The sequence below is a fragment of the Roseixanthobacter glucoisosaccharinicivorans genome, assembly GCF_043195095.2.
Classification (GTDB): Bacteria; Pseudomonadota; Alphaproteobacteria; order Rhizobiales; family Xanthobacteraceae; genus NCEH01.
The window spans coordinates 167,501-188,451 of sequence record NZ_CM195538.1; the positions used below are offsets into that span (position 1 = coordinate 167,501).

At 66.8% G+C, this 20,951-nt stretch carries 19 protein-coding genes (1 of these 19 cut by a window edge); 9 read left to right on the forward strand and 10 right to left on the reverse strand.

Going from position 1 to position 20,951, the window contains the following annotated elements; translation table 11 throughout:
* From V5F78_RS00700 to denD, 6 genes are all read left to right on the forward strand, one after another.
* Positions 1-1,304, forward strand: the 3' portion of a protein-coding gene (locus V5F78_RS00700; RefSeq protein WP_394068533.1) for a TonB-dependent receptor. It extends 958 nt beyond the left edge of the window; the window shows 1,304 of its 2,262 coding nt (coding positions 959-2,262); the start codon falls outside the window, past its left edge; it ends in the stop codon at positions 1,302-1,304.
* 88 nt (positions 1,305-1,392) lie between these two features.
* Positions 1,393-2,073: a Fe2+-dependent dioxygenase gene (locus tag V5F78_RS00705; protein WP_394068535.1), complete on the forward strand. Its 681-nt coding sequence runs from the start codon at positions 1,393-1,395 to the stop codon at positions 2,071-2,073.
* A 158-nt stretch (positions 2,074-2,231) separates the two neighbouring features.
* Complete coding sequence (locus tag V5F78_RS00710) at positions 2,232-4,058, forward strand: IlvD/Edd family dehydratase (protein WP_394068537.1); 1,827 nt, start codon at positions 2,232-2,234, stop codon at positions 4,056-4,058.
* 63 nt (positions 4,059-4,121) lie between these two features.
* The gene (locus V5F78_RS00715) at positions 4,122-4,832 is read left to right on the forward strand and encodes a GNAT family N-acetyltransferase (RefSeq protein WP_394068539.1); all 711 of its coding nucleotides are present in this window, start codon (positions 4,122-4,124) and stop codon (positions 4,830-4,832) included.
* Positions 4,833-4,905: 73 nt separating this feature from the next.
* Positions 4,906-5,649: an SDR family oxidoreductase gene (locus V5F78_RS00720; RefSeq protein WP_394068541.1), complete on the forward strand. Its 744-nt coding sequence runs from the start codon at positions 4,906-4,908 to the stop codon at positions 5,647-5,649.
* 46 nt (positions 5,650-5,695) lie between these two features.
* The gene (gene denD / locus V5F78_RS00725; protein WP_394068542.1) at positions 5,696-6,673 is read left to right on the forward strand and encodes a D-erythronate dehydrogenase; all 978 of its coding nucleotides are present in this window, start codon (positions 5,696-5,698) and stop codon (positions 6,671-6,673) included.
* A 66-nt stretch (positions 6,674-6,739) separates the two neighbouring features.
* Here denD and V5F78_RS00730 read toward each other — a convergent pair whose 3' ends face one another.
* The gene (locus tag V5F78_RS00730; RefSeq protein WP_394068543.1) at positions 6,740-7,195 is read right to left on the reverse strand and encodes an arsenate-mycothiol transferase ArsC; all 456 of its coding nucleotides are present in this window, start codon (positions 7,193-7,195) and stop codon (positions 6,740-6,742) included.
* Positions 7,196-7,445: 250 nt separating this feature from the next.
* Here V5F78_RS00730 and V5F78_RS00735 point away from each other — a divergent pair, with 250 nt between their 5' ends.
* Positions 7,446-8,723, forward strand: a complete 1,278-nt coding sequence (locus V5F78_RS00735) for a hypothetical protein (RefSeq protein ID WP_394068545.1) — start codon at positions 7,446-7,448, stop codon at positions 8,721-8,723.
* Positions 8,724-9,008: 285 nt separating this feature from the next.
* On the opposite strand, the gene V5F78_RS00740 is transcribed toward V5F78_RS00735, so the two are convergent.
* The 5 genes from V5F78_RS00740 to V5F78_RS00760 form a co-directional block, all read right to left on the reverse strand.
* On the reverse strand, positions 9,009-9,794 hold the full coding sequence (locus V5F78_RS00740; protein ID WP_394041763.1) for a succinate dehydrogenase iron-sulfur subunit: 786 nt from the start codon (positions 9,792-9,794) through the stop codon (positions 9,009-9,011).
* Positions 9,795-9,865: 71 nt separating this feature from the next.
* The gene (gene sdhA, locus V5F78_RS00745; RefSeq protein WP_394068546.1) at positions 9,866-11,704 is read right to left on the reverse strand and encodes a succinate dehydrogenase flavoprotein subunit; all 1,839 of its coding nucleotides are present in this window, start codon (positions 11,702-11,704) and stop codon (positions 9,866-9,868) included.
* 1 nt (position 11,705) lies between these two features.
* A complete protein-coding gene (sdhD, locus tag V5F78_RS00750) occupies positions 11,706-12,107 on the reverse strand; it encodes a succinate dehydrogenase, hydrophobic membrane anchor protein (RefSeq protein WP_394068548.1) in 402 nt (133 codons plus the stop codon).
* Between the two features lie 12 nt (positions 12,108-12,119).
* On the reverse strand, positions 12,120-12,521 hold the full coding sequence (sdhC, locus tag V5F78_RS00755) for a succinate dehydrogenase, cytochrome b556 subunit (protein WP_394068550.1): 402 nt from the start codon (positions 12,519-12,521) through the stop codon (positions 12,120-12,122).
* Between the two features lie 418 nt (positions 12,522-12,939).
* Positions 12,940-13,623 (reverse strand): OmpW/AlkL family protein, encoded by a 684-nt coding sequence (locus V5F78_RS00760; protein ID WP_394068552.1) that lies wholly within the window; start codon positions 13,621-13,623, stop codon positions 12,940-12,942.
* Between the two features lie 431 nt (positions 13,624-14,054).
* On the opposite strand from V5F78_RS00760, the gene V5F78_RS00765 reads away from it, so the two are divergent.
* Positions 14,055-15,125 carry a CE1 family esterase gene (locus V5F78_RS00765; RefSeq protein WP_394068554.1) on the forward strand — a complete coding sequence of 357 codons (1,071 nt, stop codon included), beginning with the start codon at positions 14,055-14,057 and terminating at the stop codon, positions 15,123-15,125.
* A 130-nt stretch (positions 15,126-15,255) separates the two neighbouring features.
* Here the strand turns inward: V5F78_RS00765 and oxlT are convergent, their stop codons facing one another.
* Both oxlT and V5F78_RS00775 read right to left on the reverse strand, forming a co-directional pair.
* Positions 15,256-16,563 (reverse strand): oxalate/formate MFS antiporter, encoded by a 1,308-nt coding sequence (gene oxlT / locus V5F78_RS00770; RefSeq protein ID WP_394068556.1) that lies wholly within the window; start codon positions 16,561-16,563, stop codon positions 15,256-15,258.
* Positions 16,564-17,462: 899 nt separating this feature from the next.
* Entirely contained in the window at positions 17,463-18,512 is a 1,050-nt protein-coding gene (locus tag V5F78_RS00775; protein ID WP_394068557.1) for a MaoC family dehydratase, read from the reverse strand.
* Positions 18,513-18,708: 196 nt separating this feature from the next.
* Between V5F78_RS00775 and V5F78_RS00780 the strand changes: the two genes are divergently transcribed.
* A complete protein-coding gene (locus V5F78_RS00780) occupies positions 18,709-19,629 on the forward strand; it encodes a cation diffusion facilitator family transporter (RefSeq protein WP_394068559.1) in 921 nt (306 codons plus the stop codon).
* Positions 19,630-19,812: 183 nt separating this feature from the next.
* Here V5F78_RS00780 and V5F78_RS00785 read toward each other — a convergent pair whose 3' ends face one another.
* On the reverse strand, positions 19,813-20,385 hold the full coding sequence (locus V5F78_RS00785; RefSeq protein WP_394068561.1) for a UbiX family flavin prenyltransferase: 573 nt from the start codon (positions 20,383-20,385) through the stop codon (positions 19,813-19,815).
* Entirely contained in the window at positions 20,385-20,951 is a 567-nt protein-coding gene (locus V5F78_RS00790; RefSeq protein ID WP_394068563.1) for a TIGR02444 family protein, read from the reverse strand. Before V5F78_RS00790 ends, V5F78_RS00785 begins: the two co-directional genes overlap by 1 nt.

Consider the following 20,951-nt stretch of genomic DNA (forward strand, 5'->3'; position numbering starts at 1 on the left):
ACGATTGGGTCACGCTGAGCAACGGCACGCGCTACACCTCGAACGATCGCATGGCGCGGGTGACGGCGCCCCGCACCCTTGGCACGGCGACCAATATGGCGTTCGCGAGCCCCTTGCCCGCGCAATATTATAATTATCCGGTTTCTCTCATGACCATCGGTCGGCAGAGGTTCCAGACCACGACCGACAACACCAATCTCACCAATATCACCGACATGGTGGCCAAGTTTAACACCGGGACGTTCGAGCATACGTTGAACGCCGGTCTTGAGATCGCGCATGAGACGCGCTCGCAGGTCCGGTATAATTTGTGCAGTCAGTCGGTTGTTGCCTGCCGCACCAGCCTTGCCTTCCCGAGTGATATTTCGGCGACCGGCGGTGTGGGCGGCTACACGAGCTTTACGCCCACCAGCAACAACACCGACATGACCAACGTCGCCCTCTATGCCGGCGATCAGATCAAGATCAATAAATATTGGCAGGTCATGGCCACCGGCCGATGGGACAATGCCAACACCGAATATGACGCGATCACCGCCACCGGCCCCTCGGCCCTGCAGAATTCGGAGAGCATGTTCAACTATCGCGTCGGCGCCATCTTCAGCCCAGTCGAGACCGTAAACATCTATTTGACCTATGGCACGTCCTCCAATCCCTCCTCGGAATATGGCGTGCTCGACTCGGGCACGGTCACCCTCGCGCCGGAAACCAACACGACGCTGGAAGCCGGCGTGAAGGCACAGGTTCTCGACGGCCGGGTGATCCTCACGGCCTCGGCCTTCCAGACCATGAAGACCAACACGCGCGTGCCCACCGATCCCACCTCCGCCCTCCCGCCCACGGTGCTCGGCGGCGAACAGGAAGTGCAGGGCTTCTCGCTCAGTGCCGGCGGGGCGATCACCGACAAGTGGAACCTCACCGCGAGCTACACTTATCTCCAGTCCGAGATCCTCAGCGTCGGCCCTGGCTCACTGGCGAACCAGACGCAGGTGGGCAAGCAGCTGCCCAACACGCCGCCGAACTCCTTCTCCATGTGGACCAGCTACAACATCACGCCGCAATTCATTGTGGGTGGCGGCGCGACCTATAATGACGACACCTTCGCGAATACCACAAATACGGTCTATGTGCCGTCCTATTGGGCCTTCGATGCCATGGCGAGCTACCAGTTCACCAAGAACTTCCAGCTCCAGCTGAACGTCTACAACATCACCGACGAGCTGTATTACGCGCAATATTATGGCGGCCACGCGGTGCCGGCCGCCGGCCGCTATGCGGCACTCACGGCGCGGGCGACCTTCTGACCTCAGGTCTCGCCTTCGCGACACCCGCACCGCCCGGTGACCTCCGGCGGTGCGGGTCTTTTATTGCCGCCGCTCGAGGATGCCGGCCATGATGATCCACATTCCCAATGTTCTTTCGCCCGACCAGGTGGCCCGGTGCCGGGCGGTGATGGGCGAAGCCGCGTGGGCAGACGGACGCGCCACCGCCGGCTTCCAGTCGAGCGCGGTGAAGCGCAATCTGCAATTGCCGGACGCCAGCCGCGAGGCGGCTGAGCTGGGCGCCATGGTGCAGGCGGCGCTGGAGCGTTCGCCTTTGTTCATGTCGGCGGTCCTGCCCAAGCAGATCATGCCGCCCATGTTCAACCGCTATGATGCGGGCATGACCTTCGGCTCCCATGTGGACAATGCCATCCGCGCGGTCCGTGGCACCGGCATGGCCATGCGGACGGACGTTTCCACCACGCTCTTCCTCTCCGATCCGGACGAATATGACGGCGGCGAGCTGGTGGTGGAGGATACCTATGGCGCCCATGAGGTGAAGCTGCCGGCGGGCGACGCCATCATCTATCCCGCGACCTCCCTGCATCATGTCACGCCCATCACCCGCGGCTCGCGCATGGGCTCGTTCTTCTGGACGCAAAGCCTGATCCGCGATGTCGGCCATCGCGCGCTGCTGTTCGACATGGACATGGCAATCATCCGCCTGAACCAGGATCATCCCGGCCATCCCTCGGCGGTGCAGCTCACCGGCGTCTATCACAACCTCCTGCGCCAATGGGCGGAGGTGTGACGCGCCCGGTCCGGCCGCGCAGAAGCGCGCGCCGGGAGCATCGGAACCTCTCCAAACTGCGTTGATTTCGAGAGAGAGGGGGCGCATATATCGAAAAATCAAATCGTTTGAAATTCCGGCCGGCGGTCCGTGCCGCGCCGGAGGGACGGGAGACGTCGATGTCGGGAAACGAAACAAGGTCGGGAGATCAACCCGAGTTGCATGGTCGCAAGCTGCGGTCCCAATTGTGGTTCGACAATCCCGACAATCCCGGCATGACGGCGCTTTATCTGGAGCGCTATCTCAATTTCGGCCTCACCCGCGCCGAGCTTCAATCCGGCAAGCCGATCATCGGCATCGCCCAGACCGGTTCCGATCTCTCCCCCTGCAATCGCCACCATATCGAGCTGGCCAAGCGGGTGCGCGAGGGCATCGCCGCCATGGGCGGCATTCCGTTCGAATTCCCGGTTCATCCGATCCAGGAAACCGGCAAGCGGCCCACCGCCGCGCTGGACCGCAACCTCGCCTATCTCGGCCTGGTTGAGATTCTCTACGGCTATCCGCTGGATGGCGTGGTGCTCACCACCGGCTGCGACAAGACCACGCCGGCCTGCATCATGGCGGCGGCGACCGTGGATATTCCCGCCATCGTCCTGTCCGGCGGGCCGATGCTGAACGGCTGGTGGAACGGCGAGCGCACCGGTTCCGGCACCGTGGTGTGGAAGGCCCGCGCCCAGCATGCGACCGGCGAGATCGACTACGACACCTTCATGGACATCGTCGCCTCCTCGGCGCCGTCGGTCGGCCATTGCAACACCATGGGCACCGCCTCCACCATGAACGGGCTCGCCGAGGCGCTCGGCATGTCGCTGCCCGGCTGCGCCGCCATTCCCGCGCCGTACCGCGAGCGCGGGCAGATCGCCTATGAGACTGGCAAGCGCATCGTGGACATGGTGTGGGAGGATCTGCGCCCCTCCGCCATCCTCACCCGCGAGGCGTTCGAGAACGCCATTCGCGTCAATTCCGCCATCGGCGGCTCCACCAATGCGCCGATCCACCTCAACGCCATCGCGCGCCATGTGGGCGTGAAGCTGGACGTGGACGATTGGCAGAGCGTCGGCCACAAGATTCCGCTGCTGGTGAACATGCAGCCGGCGGGCGAGTTTCTGGGCGAGGAATTCCACCGCGCGGGCGGCATCCCCGCCGTGGTGGCGGAACTGATCGCCAAGGGCAAGATCCACGAAGGCGCGCTCACCGTGAACGGGCGCACCATGGGCGAGAATTGCAAGGGCAAGTTCTCCTGGGACCGCAGCGTGATCTATGCCTATGACGCGCCGCTGAAGGAGGATGCCGGATTCATCGTGCTGCGCGGCAATCTGTTCGACAATGCGATCATGAAGACCAGCGTGATCTCGGACGAGTTCCGCGCCCGCTTCCTCTCCAACAATGACGATCCCGAGGCGTTCGAGGGGCCGGCCGTGGTGTTCGAGGGGCCGGAGGATTACCACCACCGCATCGACGACCCCACGCTCGGAATCGACGAGCACACCTTGCTGTTCATCCGCGGCACGGGCCCGCTGGGCTATCCGGGCGGCGCGGAAGTGGTGAACATGCAGCCGCCGGCTGCCCTCATCAAGAAGGGCGTCTCGGCCTTGCCCTGCATCGGCGACGGGCGCCAGTCCGGGACCTCGGGCTCGCCCTCCATCCTCAATGCCAGCCCGGAAGCGGCGGCGGGCGGCGGGCTGTCGATCCTGCGCACCGGCGACCGGGTGCGCATCGACCTCAACAAGGGCACGGCGGACATCCTGCTGCCGGATGCCGAGCTTGCCGAGCGTCGCGCAGAGCTGGAGGCCAAGGGCGGCTTCCCGATTCCCGCGAGCCAGACCCCCTGGCAGGAAATCCAGCGCAGCATGGTGGCCCAGTTCGACGAGGGCATGGTGTTGAAGCCGGCGGTGAAATATCAACGGGTCGCCCAGACCATGGGCGTTCCGCGCGATAATCACTAGGCGCCCCACCTAGCGCCCCACCTGGCGCCCCCACTCGGCGTCCCACCTCACGAGGCGTCCGCTATGACAGAGACCGGTATCGCCGAGGGCCAGCCCCTCGGCGCGATCATGGAAGGCGGCCCGGCGGCCCGCCCGGCCCGGGTGCCGCTTCTCGGCCACCTCGTCCATGTGGTGCCGTTCGATCCGGCCGCCCATGCGGATGCCCTCTATGCCGCCTCCCACGGCGTGGGCGATGCGGCGCTATGGACCTATCTGATATCGGAGCTTCAGCCCGACCCGCTGGCGTTCCGTGCTGCCTATGAGGCATCGGCGCAGCGGGACGATCCCCTGCTGTTCGCCATTCTCGACGCCGCGACCGGCAAGGCCATCGGCCATGCCTCCTACATGCGCATCGAGCCCGCGCACCGGGCGATCGAGGTGGGCAACGTGCTGTTCACCCGCACGCTCCAGCGCTCCCCCAAGGCGAGCGAGGCCATGTATCTCATGGCGCGCCACGTGTTCGAGGATCTCGGCTATCGCCGCTACGAATGGAAATGCGACGCGCTGAATGCGCCCTCGCGCCGGGCGGCGCTGCGGTTCGGCTTCACGTTCGAGGGCATCTTCCGCCAGCACATGATCGTCAAGGGCCGCAGCCGCGATACCGCCTGGTTCGCCATGCTGGCTGAGGATTGGCCGCGCGCCAAGGCGGCCTTCGAGGCGTGGCTGGCGCCTGAGAATTTTGGCCCCGACGGGCAGCAGAAACGCCGGCTGGAGGATATTCGCGCCGGCCTCTGACCCCGCGCGTGCGCGCCGGGTCCAAAAGGATCGGCCGAGGGTCAAACCAAGAATCAAGCCAAGAGGAAATGCCATGAGTGGACGTTTGGACGGCAAGACCTGCCTCGTGACGGCGGCGGGGCAGGGCATCGGGCGGGCGATCGCCGAGGCCTTCGCCTGCGAGGGCGCGCGCGTGATCGCCACCGATCTCGATGCCGCGAAGGTTGCCGATTTTCGCGGCGAGCATCGCACGCTGAACGTGCTGAGCACGTCGGACGTGGACACGCTCGCGGCCGAGGTCGGCCCCATCGACGTGCTCGCCAATTGCGCCGGCTATGTGCACCAGGGCTCGATTCTGGAAACCAGCGAAAAGGACTGGGATTTCTCCTTCGACCTCAACGTGAAGTCGATGCATCGCACGCTCAAGGCGTTCCTGCCGGGCATGCTGGCCAATGGCGGCGGCTCGGTGATCAATATTTCTTCCGCCGCATCCTCCATTCGCGGCGTGCCGAATCGCTATGCCTATGGCGCCACCAAGGCGGCGGTGATCGGGCTGACCAAGTCGATCGCGGCGGACTTCATCACGCGCGGCATTCGCGCCAATGCCATCTGCCCCGGCACCATCCAGTCGCCTTCGCTGAACGAGCGCATCGCCGCCGTCTCCGCCGCCACCGGGCGCAGCCTCGAGGATGTGCGGGCGGATTTCGTCGGCCGCCAGCCCATGGGCCGGCTCGGCACGGCGGAAGAGATCGGTGCGCTGGCGCTCTATCTCGCCAGCGACGAAAGCGCCTTCACCACCGGGCAGATCCACATTATCGACGGCGGCTGGGCGCTTTAGGCCGGCGGTCCGCCCGCACGGCGGGCGCAGCTTCAGGAGTTTCATCATGCGTATTCTGGTAATTGGTGGCGCCGGCATGGTCGGGCGCAAGCTCATCGAGCGCCTCGCGCGCGACGGCGCGCTCGGCGGCACGCCCATCAGCCATGTGACCGCCCAGGACGTGGTCGCCCCCACCCCCATTTCCGCGCCGTTCCCCATCGAGGCGCGGGTGGGCGATCTCGCCGTGCCCGGCGAGGCGGCGGCCCTGGTGGCCGAGCGGCCGGACGTGATCTTCCATCTCGCCGCCATCGTCTCGGGCGAGGCGGAAGCGGATTTCGAGAAGGGCTATCGCATCAATTTCGACGGCAGCCGCGCCTTGTTCGAGGCGGTGCGCGCGATCGAAAGCTATACGCCGCGCCTGGTCTTCACCTCGTCCATCGCGGTGTTCGGCGCCCCGTTCCCGGAAGCCATCGCCGACGATTTCTTCCTCACCCCGCTCACCTCCTACGGCACGCAGAAGGCCATGGGCGAGCTGCTGCTGGCGGATTATTCGCGGCGCGGCTTTTTCGACGGCGTCGGCATCCGCCTGCCCACCATTTGCGTGCGGCCGGGCAAGCCCAACAAGGCGGCCTCGGGCTTCTTCTCCGGCATCATCCGCGAGCCGCTGTCCGGGCAGGAAGCGATCTTGCCGGTGTCGGAGGAGGTGCGGCATTGGCACGCCTCGCCGCGCTCCGCCGTGGGCTTCCTGCTGCATGCCGCAACGCTCGACACCGCGCCGCTGGGCGCGCGCCGCAGCCTGACCATGCCCGGCCTTTCGGTGACGGTGGGCGAGCAGATCGCCGCGCTGCGCCGGGTGGCCGGCGATCGGGCGGCATCGCTCATCCGCCGCGTGCCGGATCCGGTGATCGAGCAGATCGTCGCGGGATGGCCGCGCAATTTCGATCCCGCGCGGGCGCTCTCCCTCGGCTTCAAGGCGGAATCCTCGTTCGACGAGATCATCCGCATCCATATCGAGGACGAGCTGGGCGGCCAGATCGCCGCCTGACGGCGCCATCCTGACGCCCCGGTCCTGACGCCATCGTCCCAAGACCCCTTGAGCGGTCGCCTGGGTTCAGGCGGCCGCCGCGAGGGTGCCGGCGCCGAGCGCGCCGATGGCGGCCCTCAGCTGCGGCAGAAGGCGACGATAGGCGAGCCGGCGCTCGTGCATGTCGCCGAGCTGCGAGACATCCTCCATCTGCCAGCGATGGTGAAGGGAGTGCTGCGGCCGCAGTGCGCTGCGCGCGACGCGGGCATGGGCGCCGGGAATAAGCGAGATCACCGCGTCGATATGCGGCGCGCCGGGCAAGGTGAAGACCTCCAGCGGCTTGCAGGACAGGCCGTCCGCCGGCACGCCTTCCGCATGCAGGCATTCCACCGCCGCCATGTCCACGCTGGCGTGCGGCGACAGGCCGGCACTGAAGGCCCGCAAATGCGGCTGGGTGTGGTTCGAGATCGCCTCGGCCAGCAGGCTGAGGCCGGCATTGTCGCGGCAGACGAACAGGATCGAAGGTTTCGGCGCCAGGGCCATTCTTATTCTCCGTGCAACACGTCCGGGCCCCTCCCCACCCCGAATCGCAGGTCCCACAACCTTAGATAGGTTCTTCGACAGGCCGGTGACGGCCCCGATGCGCACGCGCAAAGCCCGGAAATGCCTGGTTTCTGCGGGCGCGAGCGGCGGCGTTAACCAAATCGAAGGAAACACCAGCGATGCATCGCTTAGGCCGGAAGGAGCACGATTCTGTGAGTGTCCGGGCCTGCCGGCTGATTCGGAGGCTGAAATGGCGAAGAGCGAAGTGACGGGCGCGGAAGTGAGCAAGATCGCTGCCAGGGCCCTGCGCGATCCCGCGAGCGTGACCTCCGAGGAGATCAAGGCGCTGGCCGCATCCGTGCTGACGCAGACCCCGGACAAGAAGGCGGCCAAACCCGCCGCTGCCCCCAAGGCCCCGGCCGCGAAATCCGCGCCCGCCTCAACCACGCCGTCTCCCGCCAAGGCGCGCACCGGCAAGCCCGCTGCCGCCGCCAAGCCGGCGGTTGCGAAAGAAGTGCCTGCCAAGGCGAAGCCCGCAAAGAGCGCGACCACGACCGCCGCGCCCGCCAAGAGCGCGGCCAAGGAGGCCCCCGCTGCCCCCAAGGCGCCGGCATCCAACGCGCCGGCATCCAAGGCCAAGGGCGCATCCACCAAGGGCGCACCCTCCAAGCCTGCGGACTCCAAGCCCGTCGCAGCCGTGCCCGTCGCGGCGAAGCCGGCCAAAACCGCCCCCGCCAAAACCGCTGCTGCCAAGGTGAGCCCGGTGAAGGCGAGCCCGGCGAAGGCGGCTCCGGCGGAAACGCCCGCATCCTCGGCCAAGCCTTCAGCCAAGGCGGTCTCCACCAAGGCTGCAGCCACCAAAGCGCCCGCAAAGGCTCCGGCGGCGAAGGCAAAGGCGACGAAGCCTGCCGCTGCTGCCGCGCCGGCCGCCGAGGCCCCGGTTGTTGAAGCGCAGACCGCGCCCGCTCCGGTGACGCCCGCCAAGGCCCCGCTTTCCAAGCCCCCGCTCGCCAAGGGCAAGGCCGCGACCCCCAAAACCGAGACCCCCAAGACCACGACTCCGAAGGCCTCCAAGGCGAAGGCAGCCGCCCCCGAAGCCGCCGCGCCCGAATCGGCTGCGCCCAAACCCGCGGCTCGCAAGCCCGCCGCGCCGAAGACCGCCGCGCTTGCGAAGGTCAATGGCGCCAAGGTGCCGGCGGCGAAAGCCCCGGCGGCCAAGGCCGCCGCTCCCAAGGCCAGCGCTGCTAAGGCTGCTGCTCCCAAGGCCAAGCCCGCATCCAAGCCCGCGTCCAAGGTTGCGGCGGTGCCCCCGGTTGCTCCCGTCGTGACGGCCGAGCCGGCCCCCGTCACCGCGCCGTCGCCCGCGAAGCCCGCCGTCGCCAAGAAGGCGGCCCCTGCGAAGGCCGCCACTCCCAAGGCTGCCGCTCCCAAGGCTGCCGCTCCCAAGGCTGCCGCTCCCAAAGCTGCCGCTCCGAAGGCTGCGGCCTCCAAGCGCGCCCCGGCCGCGAAGGCGCCCAAGAAGGATTGAGCCCAAGAAGGATTGAGCCGCTTCGGTTGCCTCGGGGAGCCATCCCGCGTGAGCCGGGCGCTTGAGCCCTGCCGCCGGGCAGGCCCTGTGCCCCGTCCGGCAGCACCAGACAAAAAAACGCGCGGCTCGCACCGCGCGTTTTTTATTGAACCCATGGACTGTCGGCGGCGGCTCGGATGCCGGAGTGCGGCGCGGCTTCAGCCTTCGTCCGCCGCATCCCGCCAGCCCGTGTTTCGGCGCAACGAAAGCGCCATCGCGCCCCTTTAACCTGCGCCAGGACCAGAATCAGATCTGGCGTTCCACCATCATCTTCTTGATTTCGGCGATCGCCTTGGCCGGGTTCAGCCCCTTGGGGCAGGCCTGGGCGCAGTTCATGATGGTGTGGCAGCGATACAGGCGGAAGGGATCTTCCAGATTGTCCAGGCGCGAGCCGGTGCGCTCGTCGCGGCTGTCGGAGAGCCAGCGATGGGCCTGGAGCAGGGCCGCCGGGCCGAGATAGCGGTCGCCGTTCCACCAATAGCTCGGGCAGGAGGTGGAGCAGCAGGCGCACAGGATGCACTCATAGAGTCCGTCCAGCCGCTCGCGATCGTCCTTGGACTGGCGCCATTCTTTCTCCGGCGCGGCGGTGTCGGTCTGCAGCCAGGGCTCGATGGAGGCATGCTGCGCGTAGAAGCGGGTGAGATCGGGAACGAGGTCCTTCACCACTTCCATGTGCGGCAGCGGATAGACCTTCACCACGCCCTTCACCAGCACCTCATCCATGCCCTTGGTGCAGGCGAGGGTATTGGTGCCGCCGATATTCATGGCGCACGAGCCGCACACGCCCTCGCGGCAGGAGCGGCGGAAGGTCAGCGTCGGGTCGATCTTGTTCTTGATATAGATCAGGCCGTCGAGGACCATGGGGCCGCAATCCTCGCGATCGACATAAAACGTGTCGAGGCGCGGGTTGCGTCCGTCGTCCGGGTTCCAGCGATAGATGTGGAATTCCGTGACCTTCTTCGCGCTGGCGGGCTTCGGCCACACCTTGCCCTTGGTGATCTGCGAATTCTTTGGAAGGCTGAGCTCAACCATGGGTCATCCTGCTTCACGAGAGCGGCTGCGCCGCCCGTCCGGAACCTCGCGATGAGGGGCGCGGGCGCCCCTCAGTAAACCCGCTTCTTCGGCTCGATATACTGGATGTCGTTCGACAGCGTGTAGGTGTGCACCGGACGGTCGTCCAGGCGCACCTGGCCGCTCGCCGTGTCGAGATAGGCGAGGGTGTGCTTCATCCAATTGTGGTCGTCGCGATCCGGGAAATCCTCGCGCGCATGGGCGCCGCGGCTTTCCTGGCGGTTGGCGGCGCTTTCCATGGTCACGACCGCCTGGGAGATCAGGTTGTCGTATTCCAGGGTTTCCACCAGATCCGAATTCCACACCAGCGACCGGTCGGTCACGCCGATGTCCGACGTCGCGTTGAACACGTCGTGGATCAGCTTGCTGCCTTCGGCGAGAATCTCGCCGGTGCGGAACACCGCGCAATTGTTCTGCATCACCCGCTGCATGCGGCCGCGCAGTTCGGCGGTGGCCGTGGAGCCCTTGGCGTTGCGGAAATGATCGAGGCGGGAGAGCGCGAGGTCGGCGCTGTTGGCCGGCAGCTCGCGCTGCTTCTCGCCGGGGCGCACGGTTTCCGCCGCGCGCAGGGCGGCGGCGCGGCCGAACACCACGAGGTCGATCAGCGAGTTGGAGCCCAGGCGGTTGGCGCCGTGCACGGAGACGCAGGCCGCTTCGCCGATGGCCATCAGGCCCGGCACCACGGTGTCCGGGTCGCCATTGGCCTTGTTGAGCACTTCGCCATGATAGTTCGTGGGAATGCCGCCCATGTTGTAGTGCACGGTCGGAATGATCGGGATCGGCTCGCGCGTCAGGTCCACGCCGGCGAAGATCTTGGCGCTTTCCGAAATGCCGGGCAGGCGCTCGTGGAGGATCGCCGGGTCGAGATGGTCGAGATGCAGGAAGGCGTGGTCCTTGTTCTTGCCGACGCCACGTCCCTCGCGGATCTCCATGGTGATGGAGCGGGACACCACGTCGCGCGAGGCCAGGTCCTTCGCCGAGGGGGCATAGCGCTCCATGAAGCGCTCGCCCTCGGAATTGGTGAGATAGCCGCCTTCGCCGCGCGCGCCCTCGGTGATCAGGCAGCCCGAACCGTAGATGCCGGTCGGATGGAACTGCACGAATTCCATGTCCTGCAGCGGCAGGCCGGCGCGCAGCACCATGGCGTTGCCGTCGCCGGTGCAGGTGTGGGCGGAGGTGGCGGAGAAATAGGCGCGGCCATAGCCGCCGGTGGCGAGCACCGTGGTGTGGCCGCGGAACCGGTGGATGGTGCCGTCATCGAGCTTCAGGGCGATCACGCCGCAGCAGCGGCCGTCCTCGTCCATGATCAGGTCGATGGCGAAGAATTCGATGAAGAATTCTGCCTTGTGCTTCAGCGCCGCGCCATAGAGCGTGTGCAGCATGGCGTGGCCGGTGCGGTCGGCGGCGGCGCAGGTGCGCTGGGCAGTGCCCTTGCCGAAATGCGTGGTCATGCCGCCGAACGGGCGCTGGTAGATCTTGCCGTCCTCGGTGCGGGAGAAGGGCACGCCCCAATGCTCCAGCTCATAGACGGCGGCCGGCGCGTTGCGCACCAGATATTCGATGGCGTCCTGGTCGCCCAGCCAGTCCGACCCCTTGACGGTGTCGTACATGTGCCATTCCCAGCGGTCCTCGCCCATGTTGGAGAGCGAGGCGGCGACGCCGCCCTGGGCCGCCACGGTGTGGGAGCGGGTGGGGAACACCTTGGTGATGCAGGCGGTGCGCAGCCCCGCCTCGGAGCAGCCGACGACCGCCCGCAGGCCGGCGCCGCCGGCGCCCACGACGATCACGTCATAGGTGTGGTCGGTGATGGGATAGGCCGCGCCGTTGATGCCGGGGGCGGCTGAGCCGTTGGTTCCGTTGGTTTCGGCCATGTCAGCCTCCCAGGCTGATCTTGAGCACGGCGAACGCACCGGCAAGGCCGACCGCAACCGTGAAGAAGGTGTTGGCGATGATGCAGAGCACCTTCGCGCCTTCGTTATGGACATAATCCTCGATCACCACCTGCATGCCGATGCGCATGTGGGTGGTCACCGAAAGCAGGGTCAGCAGGATGATGACCGCGATCACCGGGCTGCCGAGGGCGGCGCGCACGGTGGCGTAGCTCTCGCCCGCGAGCGAGATCACGATGCAGATGAAGGCGATCGCCAAAATCAGATTGGCGAGGCCGGTGACCCGCTGGACGAAGAAATGGTCCGTGCCGGAGCGGGCGGAGCCAAGCCCGCGCACGCGGCCGAGCGGCGTGCGCATGGGGGAATGCGCCTTGGGACTGTGCATGATGCTGTCTCCTCAGCCCTTGACCGCAAGTCCGATCGCCCACACCACCAGGGTGAGGACGATGGAGCCCGCGAGCGTCGCCTTGGCGAGCAGCACGCGCTCCTTCGGGCCGAAGCCGATGATGAAATCCCACATGAAGTGGCGCACGCCGCCGAGCGCGTGGTGAATCAGCGCCCAGGTGAAGCCGAGCAGCACGAGCCGCCCGATCCAGGAGCCGGCCACGGCGGCGAAGGTGCCATAGGCATCGGGGGAGCCGGCCGCGGCGAGAAGCCACCAGACCAGCAGGACGGTGCCAAAATACAGCGCACAACCGGTGATGCGGTGCACGATGGACATCATCATCGTGAAGAGCGGTCGGTAGATCTGTAGATGGGGAGAGAGCGGGCGCTCGATACGCAGCGGGCTGTCGGCCATGGGCCTCCTCCGAAAATCGAACGATCAGGTATCTCAATCGTTGGCAGTTCGCAACGATTCCAAAGGAGAGTATGCGCGCCTTTGCCGAAAATGACGCAGCGCAAATATTCCCGAGCGGCGATGTTGGTGCCGGGCCGTTCGCGCGCCCGCGCACACCAATCCGGGCACGCACCATTCGTGAGAACGGGGCGCAGCGGACGAGGCACGATGCTAGTCCGGATCGCCCCGCTTGCGCCAGAGCGCGGGAGCAAAAGAAGGCGCGGTGCGGCGCAAAAAAATATGTGCCTCTCTCCGCCCGCGTCCGCCTGCGCCAGGCCGGGCATAAACCGGCGGGGCATAAAAAAAGCGCGGGACGAATCCCGCGCTCAGGTTCCTGGCTGTACGCCCCGGCCGACGGACGCGGCCGGCGGCACGGTCGTCAGAAGCGGTAGGTTACGCCCGCGCCGATCAGCCAGGGATTGAGATTGGCGGTGCCGGTGAGGGGCAGGGCGCCGGGAGCGGTGGTGATGGTGAAGTCAGGCTCGAGGAACAGCTTCTTCACGTCGATGTTCAAGCCCCAATGCTTGTCGATCATATAGTCGAAGCCGGCCTGGACCGCCCAGCCGAGGGTGTTCTTCACGTCCAGCGAGGCCACGTCCTTGGCGTCCTGGTTGAAGAACATGGTGTAGTTGATGCCCGCGCCCACATAGGGCTTGAACGGGCCGAAATCGGTAAAATGATATTGCAGCATCAGGGTCGGCGGCAGCAGCCACACGCGGCCCACATTGGTGCCGTTCAGCGAGCCCTGGCCGTAGATGTTGTGCGGGGTCACGCCCAGGACGAGTTCGGCCGCGATGTTCTTCGTGAAGAAATAGCTGATGTCCAGTTCCGGCACGACCGAGTTCGAATAGGACAGGTCGGAGAAGGGAACATTGTTCACGTGGCCGCTGTCGTTCGGCAGCACGGCAAGCGCCCGCAGGCGGATCATCCAGGGGCTCTGCTCGACCACCGGAGCCACCGGCGCCTTCACCGGCGTATAAAGGTCCGCCGCATTGGCGCCCGTGGTGACGACCAGAGCCGCCAGACCTGTAAGGGCCGCGCGGCCCCAATTCCCCATACCCATCGTCACAGCCCCTGTTGAGAATCCGTGCGCAGAGCGTTGACCCTCCAGGCGGTCGGCGGATTTGAGCCAGATCAAAAATCCGCGTGGGCGACCAGCGTCGCCATGTTTCCGTGACTTTTAAGCCACAGTTAATGGAGGTTTAATTTTACCTCATGCCGTCGTTGCGGACGCCGACCGGGAAAAATTCGCGCCGACGCCTGGAGCCGTGCGGTCCTTCGGTGTCTAAGGGGGCGGGGCACGGCATGGTGAAGCCGCGTCGCGCGCGAGGCGAGGCCGGCGCGCGGGCGGCAGGGAATGAACGAATGCGGTGTGGTTTCGCGGCGCTGTGGCGGCTTTCGGGTGTTGGCCGGGTTTCAAATCGAATGTCGAACCGAGTCCCGTGTCGGCTCCGGGGCCAGTTCCGGAACCGGCTCCGCGCCCCGGTCTGGGGCGTGGTGCTTCTGGTTGTGTGGGGCCTGCCCGCAGTGGCGCAGAACGCCGTGCGGGAGCGTACCATGCAGGTGGGCGATGAGGCGCGCACCTATCTGCTGTCGCAGCCGGCGGGCGTTTCCGGGCCGCGCCCAACCATCATCGCGCTGCATGGGGCGGCGCAGACCTCCCAGAGTTTCAAGGGCTATTTCGGCTTGGAGCCCACCGCCGCGCGGGAGGGCCTGGTGGTGGCCTATCCGCAGGGCCTCGGCCGGGTGTGGGATGATTCGCGGCCGGCGGCCATGCGCCTGAAGGCGGCGCTACGCCCCGGCGAGGACGTGCCCTTCCTGCTGATGCTGGCGCAATCCCTGGTGGCGGAAGGCATCGCCGATCCCAACCGCATCTATCTGGTGGGCATCTCCAACGGCGGCTTCATGGTGGAGCGCATGGCCTGCGAGCATGCGGAGACCTTCGCCGCCTATGCGGTGATCATGGCCACCGCGCCCGCCAATGTGCGCGAGAGCTGCCGGCCGGCGCGGCCCGTGCCCATCATGTTCATCCACGGCACCGCCGATCCGGTGATCGCCTGGGACGGCTTCTGGACGCCGCTCGGCGCCACGCTCTCGGCGCCGGACAGCGCGGCTCTGTTCGCCAAGGCCAATGGGTGCGGCGACGCGCAGGTCACGCAATTGCCGGACCTCGCGCCGTTCGACGGCACCCGCATCTCGGTGCGCCGCTGGGAGGGGTGCCGCGACAATGCCGAGGTGGCGCTTTACCGGGTGGAGCACGGCGGCCACCAGCCTCCGGCACGGGTGGAGACAACGGGCGAACTGGCCCAGCCGTTTCTCGGCCTGCGCAGCCAGGACATGGATTCCGGCACGGAGATCTGGGCCTTCTTTTCCCGCTTCTCCCTCGCGCCACCGCCCCCGTCGCCTCCGGTTGCCGGCGCGGCTCCCGGAGGGCTGGTGCCTGCGCCCGCCGCTCCGGCGCGTGCCGTGCCGGCGGCCGGCAGCGGGCGCAACATTCCCCTGCCGATGCCCGCTCCGGCGCGCAATTCTCAAGCCGGAAAGCCGCCCGCCGGGCCGGGCCAATAATCCGGAGCGTCTGCGGACATGAAATCTGCGGACATGAAAAAGGCCGGCATGCGCCGGCCTTTCAGATGCGGGGACCGGCCCGGCCGGTCGCGTAGAAAGGGGGGACCGGGCACGCCGGTCCCCGATTGCGTCAGGGCGCGGTGCGCTCGGTGCCGAAGGCCTTGGGCGCCGCATCCACCTTCGTCGCGGTGCGAGCGAAGATGCGCGCGCGCCAGGGCTTGAGGATGAACATGGCCAGGAACGCCGCGGTGAGGTTCAGGCCCACCGAGATGGCGAACACCATCGACCAGCCATAGGCGGCCGCGACGATGCTGGCGGCCGGCACCATGAGCGCGGCGGTGCCCTTGGCGGTGTAGAGCATGCCCGCGTTGGTGGAGGCATACTTGGAGCCGAAGGTGTCGCCGCAGGTGGCGGGGAACAGCGAGTAGATTTCGCCGAACACGCCGAAGAACAGCGCCGAGAAGATCACGAACACATACGGATTGTGGCCGTTATAGACCAGCATCAACAGCGAGCCGGCGGCGATCGTGAAGGCGATGAACATGGTGTTCTCGCGGCCGATGCGGTCCGACACCCAGCCGAAGAACGGACGCCCGAAGCCATCCAGGATGCGGTCGAGCGAGATGGCGAAGGTCAGCGCCGCCATGGTGATGCCGAACAGGCTCACCGGCACGTCCGCGACCTTGAAGTCGTGGGCGATGGGGCCGATTTGCGCCGCCGCCATCAGGCCGCCGGCCGCGACCATCACGAACATGGCGTAGAGCAGCCAGAAGATCGGGCGGCCGAGGGTCTCGCGCGGGGTGTATTCCACCGCGCTCTGAACCACGCGGCTCTTCTTCGGGGCGGGGCCCATGGAGCCGTGCGGATGGCGCAGCAGGAACGACAGCGCCAGCACGATGGCGCCCTGGCCGATGCCGAAATAGAAGAAGGCGGCCTGATAGCCGCTGGACTGGATCATGTGGGCGATCGGCGTGACGGTGATCGCCGCGCCCGCGCCGAAGCCGGCGGCGGTGATGCCGGCCGCGAGGCCGCGATTGTGCGGAAACCACTTCAGCGCATTGCCGACGCAGGTGCCGTACACCGAGCCGGCGCCGATGCCGGCCATGACCGCGCCGGTGTAGAGCATCAGCAGGGAGCTGGCATAGGAATTCATCACCCAGGCGCCGGCGATCATGATGCCGCCGAAGGCCACCACGAGGCGCGGGCCGTAGCGATCCACGAACCAGGCCTCGACCGGCACCAGCCAGGTCTCGGTGAGCACGAAGATGGTGAAGGCGGTCTGGATCGCGGGGCGGCCCCAATGATGCTGGGCCTCGATCGGGTCGACGAACAGCGTCCACCCGTATTGCAGATTGGCGATCATCGCCATGCAGATCACACCGCAGGCGAGCTGAAACCAGCGCTGTGCCCCGACTTTGGATTGTTCGGCTTGAACCATGGCTATCCTCGTTCGTTTCCTCTTGGGCGGCCATTCTGGGTGGCCTTAGGGACCCGTCCGCCCGCACTCTGGGGTTTGGAATTCACCCGCGCGCCGCGCGGTCATCGCTTGATCCTGTCCGACGTGCGGCCCTGCCGATGACGGCTTCCCTTGGCGTCGGTATTTGGCATGCCAGATACGCAGAAGCCGGAGCACAGCAGACGATGCGGCGTCTTGCAAGTCGTGCCGTTACGAAATGTGTATTCAGATCAATAGTTTACCTTAGGTCCGCACGTTGCGGCATGTCCTAGGGTCTTCCCCAGCGGCACCGAGGCGCGCGAACCTTTCGCACAGCAGCATTTGCGGCCGCGCGTATGGGGGCGGGGGTAGGGCGCGTCGTGCGGGGGCGGTAAGGAATTGCCCTAAGGGCACCGGAAAACAGACGACAGCTCTGTGACTTACCCGTCTCGTCGGGGAATGGCGGCCCAGCGCATGGATTTAGCTGCGGCGCACGCGAAGGCGTGGTGCGTTGCACACGGTTCCCTTGAGGGAGGCAATCGGGCGCCTGCGGGCACACAATTGCGCGATCGGCGGCATTGCGCCGCAGCCGCGCAGGGGCAAAACGGGGCCGGGCCGGCCTGCGGCCCTTGGGGAAGGTGGGCGAGGGGGATGCGCCCGGCGGCGCGCCTGGGAGAGCATTGGGCCGAGTCCCGGGCGGCCTCGGCGGGCAGGTTTGCGCAGGACCCACACGCGCAAGAACATCACGGGCAAACCTCCCGCGCAGGCCCAGCCCCGGCAGGACCGCCCGGGCAAGACCCGCCGCGGCAAGACCCGCCGCGGCAAGACCCGCCGGAGCAACACCACCTGCCGGGCAGGGCCACCCGGCGTGGGGCTCCGGCCGCGCGATGTCTGTCGATGTGTTAGCGGGGGATGAGCACCCAATAGTCCAGGTCGAGGATGACGCTCGCGTCGTAATCCTCCCCGTCCTTCAGCGGGAAGTCGGTGCAGGGATTGTCCTTGGTGGCGATGGTGCGCACGCGCAGCGCGCCCACGTCGTCGCGGCCTGAGACTTCCGCCGTGTCGAGAATCTCGCTCCAGGCGAACACGGTCAGGCCCGCGAACAAAGGCGAGACGTGGCGCCCGCCATTGATCGCGGCCACATGGAAGGCATTGGCGAGCCCGTTGAAGGACAGGGCGCGGGCGATCGAGATGACATGCCCGCCATAGATCAGGCGGCGGCCGAAGCGGCCCTGGCCCTCGGTGAACTGGTTGAAATGCACTTTCGCTGTGTTCTGGTAGAGGCGGGTCGCGATCATGTGCTCGGCCTCCTCCACGGTGGAGCCGTCCACATGGTCGATGCGCTCGCCGATCTCATAGTCGGAGAAGCGGTAGGGCGAGCCGGAAAGGTCGTCGCGCCAGCCTTCCAGATCCAGCGGCGGCACGGCATCGCCCAGCGCGTCGGGCGCGAGGGCGGCGGGCAGCACGGGAATCAGCGTCTCCTGCGCCTGGGCGCGCGGATCGCGCTTGCGCACCATCACCCAGCGCACATAGTCCAGCACCTCGACGCCGTCCTGGTTGAAGCCGGTGGAGCGCACATAGACCACGCCGCTCTGCCCGTTGGAATTCTCCCGCAGCCCGATCACCTCGGAAACCGCATGCAGGGTATCGCCGGGATAGACCGGGGCCAGGAACCGCCCGCCCGCATAGCCGAGATTGGCCACAGCATTCAGCGAGATGTCCGGCACGGTCTTGCCGAACACGATGTGGAACACCAGCAGATCGTCCACCGGCGCGCGGGGATAGCCGAGCCCCTGGGCGAAGCTGTCGCCCGATTGCACGGCGAAGCGCGAGCCGTAGAGGGCACTGTAGAGGCTGACATCGCCCACGCTCACCGTCCGCGGCGTCGCGTGGCGGATGATCTGGCCGATGGAAAAATCCTCGAAGAAATTGCCCGAATTGGTCTTGGACATGGGGCCCCCTGGCAAACAGCGCCCTATGTTGCCCAGCGCGGGTTTGCAGCGCAACGCCCCGGACGCGCGAACCGCGCCTGCGCCGGCACTTTCGGGCGTGAATTTTTGGCGACAAGGCGCGCTGGGCCGCCTTGGTGCTTGACGGCTCGCCTGTCGGCGGTCCTCATGCGCCCAGGCCAGCGAAGGGGGGCGTTGCGTGTCGGGATCCAGCAGCCAGAATCTGTCGTTCCAGGCCATGATTTTCGTGGCCTGTCTGTTCCCCTTCTATGTGCTCGCCGCAACCATGACCAATTCGGCGGCGGTGCTCACGGATCTGCTGGCGACCTCCTTCGACCTCACCTCGCTGACCGCGTGCTGGCTGGTGCTGCGGATTGCCCACAAGGGGAACGCCGGGCGCTATGCCTACGGCCTCGGCAAGCTGGAAAACCTCGCCGAACTGATGATCGCGGTGCTCCAGGTGATCTTGGTGATCATCGCCAGCTCGCGCGCCATCATGGGCGTTCTGCATCCCGAGCCGGTGAGCGGCGCCGGCCTCGGCCTTGCCGTCACTTTGGTTGCGGTGGTGGGCAACGGTTATCTCAACCGGAAGGCCGCACGGCAGGCGCGGGAGAGCAAGTCTCCGGTGCTGGCGGCCCAGGCGCGGGTGCACCTGGTCTCGGCCTGCTCCAGCGGCTCGGTGTTCATCGTCACCGTGATCACCTCGGTGTTCGATGAAATCGCCTGGGTGGCCTATCTGGACCCTGCGGCATCCTTCGTCGTGATCGCCTTTATGCTCTACAACATCTTCGAGATGCTGACGAATTCGCTCGGCTCCCTGCTCGACCAGGCGATCGGCGAGGCCGGGCAACTGCGCATCCTGAAGGCGCTGACCTCCCATTTCGACGATTTCGAGGAACTCGGCGACATCCGCACCCGCTCCCACGGCGGCAAGATGATGGTGGAGCTGCATCTCGGCTTCGACCCGGCCTGGACGGTGGCGCAGGCGCGCGACGCGGTGGCCGAGCTGTCCAATTCGGTGCGAGCGGAATTCGCCAAGGTGGGCGACGACGTGGACGTCGCCATCGTGCTGCTGCCGCCCACCCCCCGCACCTTCTCCGCCGCCATGGGCGCCGTCTAGGACGCGCGTGCCGCCGCGCGGTCGGTTTCCCGAATAGGTGCCGAATCCGGGCGAATTGGCACCTTCAAACGCCGAACCACCGCGGAGACGCGCCACGAAACCCCTGTTCGTCTGCGCTAAGCCATTGTTTCACGTGAAACATTTCTGCAGGCACTGGGCGGCGGCCGTGGAATTTCGGACCTGCTAATCCACGTCCTTGCCGTTCCAGCGCTTGGCCAGGGGCGAAGCGATGCCGAACAGATCCAGGGCGCGCGAAACCGTCTGGTTCACGATGTCATCCACCGATGTCGGCCGGTGATAGAAGGCCGGGACGGGGGGCATGATGATGGCGCCGTTGCGCGTCGCCTGCGCCATCAGGTCGATATGGCCGGCATGGAGCGGGGTTTCGCGCAGCAGCAGCACCACCCGCCGCCGCTCCTTAAGGCACACGTCGGCGGCGCGCACCACCAGTTCCTCGTTGAAGCAATTGGCGATGCCGCTCAAGGTCTTGATGGAGCAGGGCGCGACCAGCATGCCGTCGGTGACGAACGAGCCGGAGGAGAGGTTCGCGCCGATGTCCTTGGGATTGTGCACATGGTCGGCGAGCGCCTTCACCTCCTCCACCGAGGTGTCGGTCTCCGCCAGCAGGGTGCGCATGCCAGAGGGCGTGAGGATGAGGTGGGTTTCCACATCCGCGATCTGGCGCAGAATCTGGAGCGCGCGCACCCCATAGATGGCACCGGAAGCCCCGGTCAGGGCAATGATCAGGCGGCGCATCAAAGGGTCTCGCTTGAGAGGCTGTGCGGGGCGGAGGGCGTTACCGGATTGGGGTCCTGGGGCGCGAAGCAGGCGGACAGAATGAGGGCGATGTCCGTGCGTTCCGGCCCATCCGCACCGCGACCGGCCGTGAGCGCGACCACCTCCAGCATCGCCGCCCGGGCCAGGGGCTCCGGCGCGGCGGGCGAGGGGCCGGTGTCGAGGGTGTGGGCGAAGGCCTCAAGCTCTTCAAGTTCAATGAGTTCGGCCCCGATCTCGACGCCCTGAACGGTGCCGCGCAGCGCTCCCGTCTGCGCGGTGGGCGCCGGGTGAGGCCCGGTCTTCAGGCGGCGGCGCACCGCACGCAGCGGCAGCACGATCTCGCGATGCCACGCCTCCACCCGCTCCTGCGCCGCGGCGGCGGTCTGCGGGGAAAGCTCCCGCCGCAGGCAGGCGCCGAACCAGGCCGCGAACAGCAGCAGGTTCACGTTCAGCGCCGTTTTCTCCTGCAATCTCAGGCACGCCGGGGCGACACCCGCGCGGCCGTACAGATCCAGCGCGAACGCCTTGAGGGATTGATCGGACAT

Bases quoted from the DNA above. Each gene is read 5' to 3' on its own strand.
- V5F78_RS00740 (WP_394041763.1), bottom strand. From the start codon at position 9,794: ATGGTTGAGCTCAGCCTTCCAAAGAATTCGCAGATCACCAAGGGCAAG.
- V5F78_RS00705 (WP_394068535.1), top strand. From the start codon at position 1,393: ATGATGATCCACATTCCCAATGTTCTTTCGCCCGACCAGGTGGCCCGG.
- sdhC (WP_394068550.1), bottom strand. From the start codon at position 12,521: ATGGCCGACAGCCCGCTGCGTATCGAGCGCCCGCTCTCTCCCCATCTA.
- V5F78_RS00715 (WP_394068539.1), top strand. From the start codon at position 4,122: ATGACAGAGACCGGTATCGCCGAGGGCCAGCCCCTCGGCGCGATCATG.
- V5F78_RS00775 (WP_394068557.1), bottom strand. From the start codon at position 18,512: ATGTCCAAGACCAATTCGGGCAATTTCTTCGAGGATTTTTCCATCGGC.
- oxlT (WP_394068556.1), bottom strand. From the start codon at position 16,563: ATGGTTCAAGCCGAACAATCCAAAGTCGGGGCACAGCGCTGGTTTCAG.
- V5F78_RS00735 (WP_394068545.1), top strand. From the start codon at position 7,446: ATGGCGAAGAGCGAAGTGACGGGCGCGGAAGTGAGCAAGATCGCTGCC.
- sdhD (WP_394068548.1), bottom strand. From the start codon at position 12,107: ATGCACAGTCCCAAGGCGCATTCCCCCATGCGCACGCCGCTCGGCCGC.
- V5F78_RS00760 (WP_394068552.1), bottom strand. From the start codon at position 13,623: ATGGGTATGGGGAATTGGGGCCGCGCGGCCCTTACAGGTCTGGCGGCT.
- V5F78_RS00785 (WP_394068561.1), bottom strand. From the start codon at position 20,385: ATGCGCCGCCTGATCATTGCCCTGACCGGGGCTTCCGGTGCCATCTAT.
- V5F78_RS00790 (WP_394068563.1), bottom strand. From the start codon at position 20,951: ATGTCCGATCAATCCCTCAAGGCGTTCGCGCTGGATCTGTACGGCCGC.
- denD (WP_394068542.1), top strand. From the start codon at position 5,696: ATGCGTATTCTGGTAATTGGTGGCGCCGGCATGGTCGGGCGCAAGCTC.
- V5F78_RS00710 (WP_394068537.1), top strand. From the start codon at position 2,232: ATGTCGGGAAACGAAACAAGGTCGGGAGATCAACCCGAGTTGCATGGT.
- sdhA (WP_394068546.1), bottom strand. From the start codon at position 11,704: ATGGCCGAAACCAACGGAACCAACGGCTCAGCCGCCCCCGGCATCAAC.
- V5F78_RS00730 (WP_394068543.1), bottom strand. From the start codon at position 7,195: ATGGCCCTGGCGCCGAAACCTTCGATCCTGTTCGTCTGCCGCGACAAT.
- V5F78_RS00720 (WP_394068541.1), top strand. From the start codon at position 4,906: ATGAGTGGACGTTTGGACGGCAAGACCTGCCTCGTGACGGCGGCGGGG.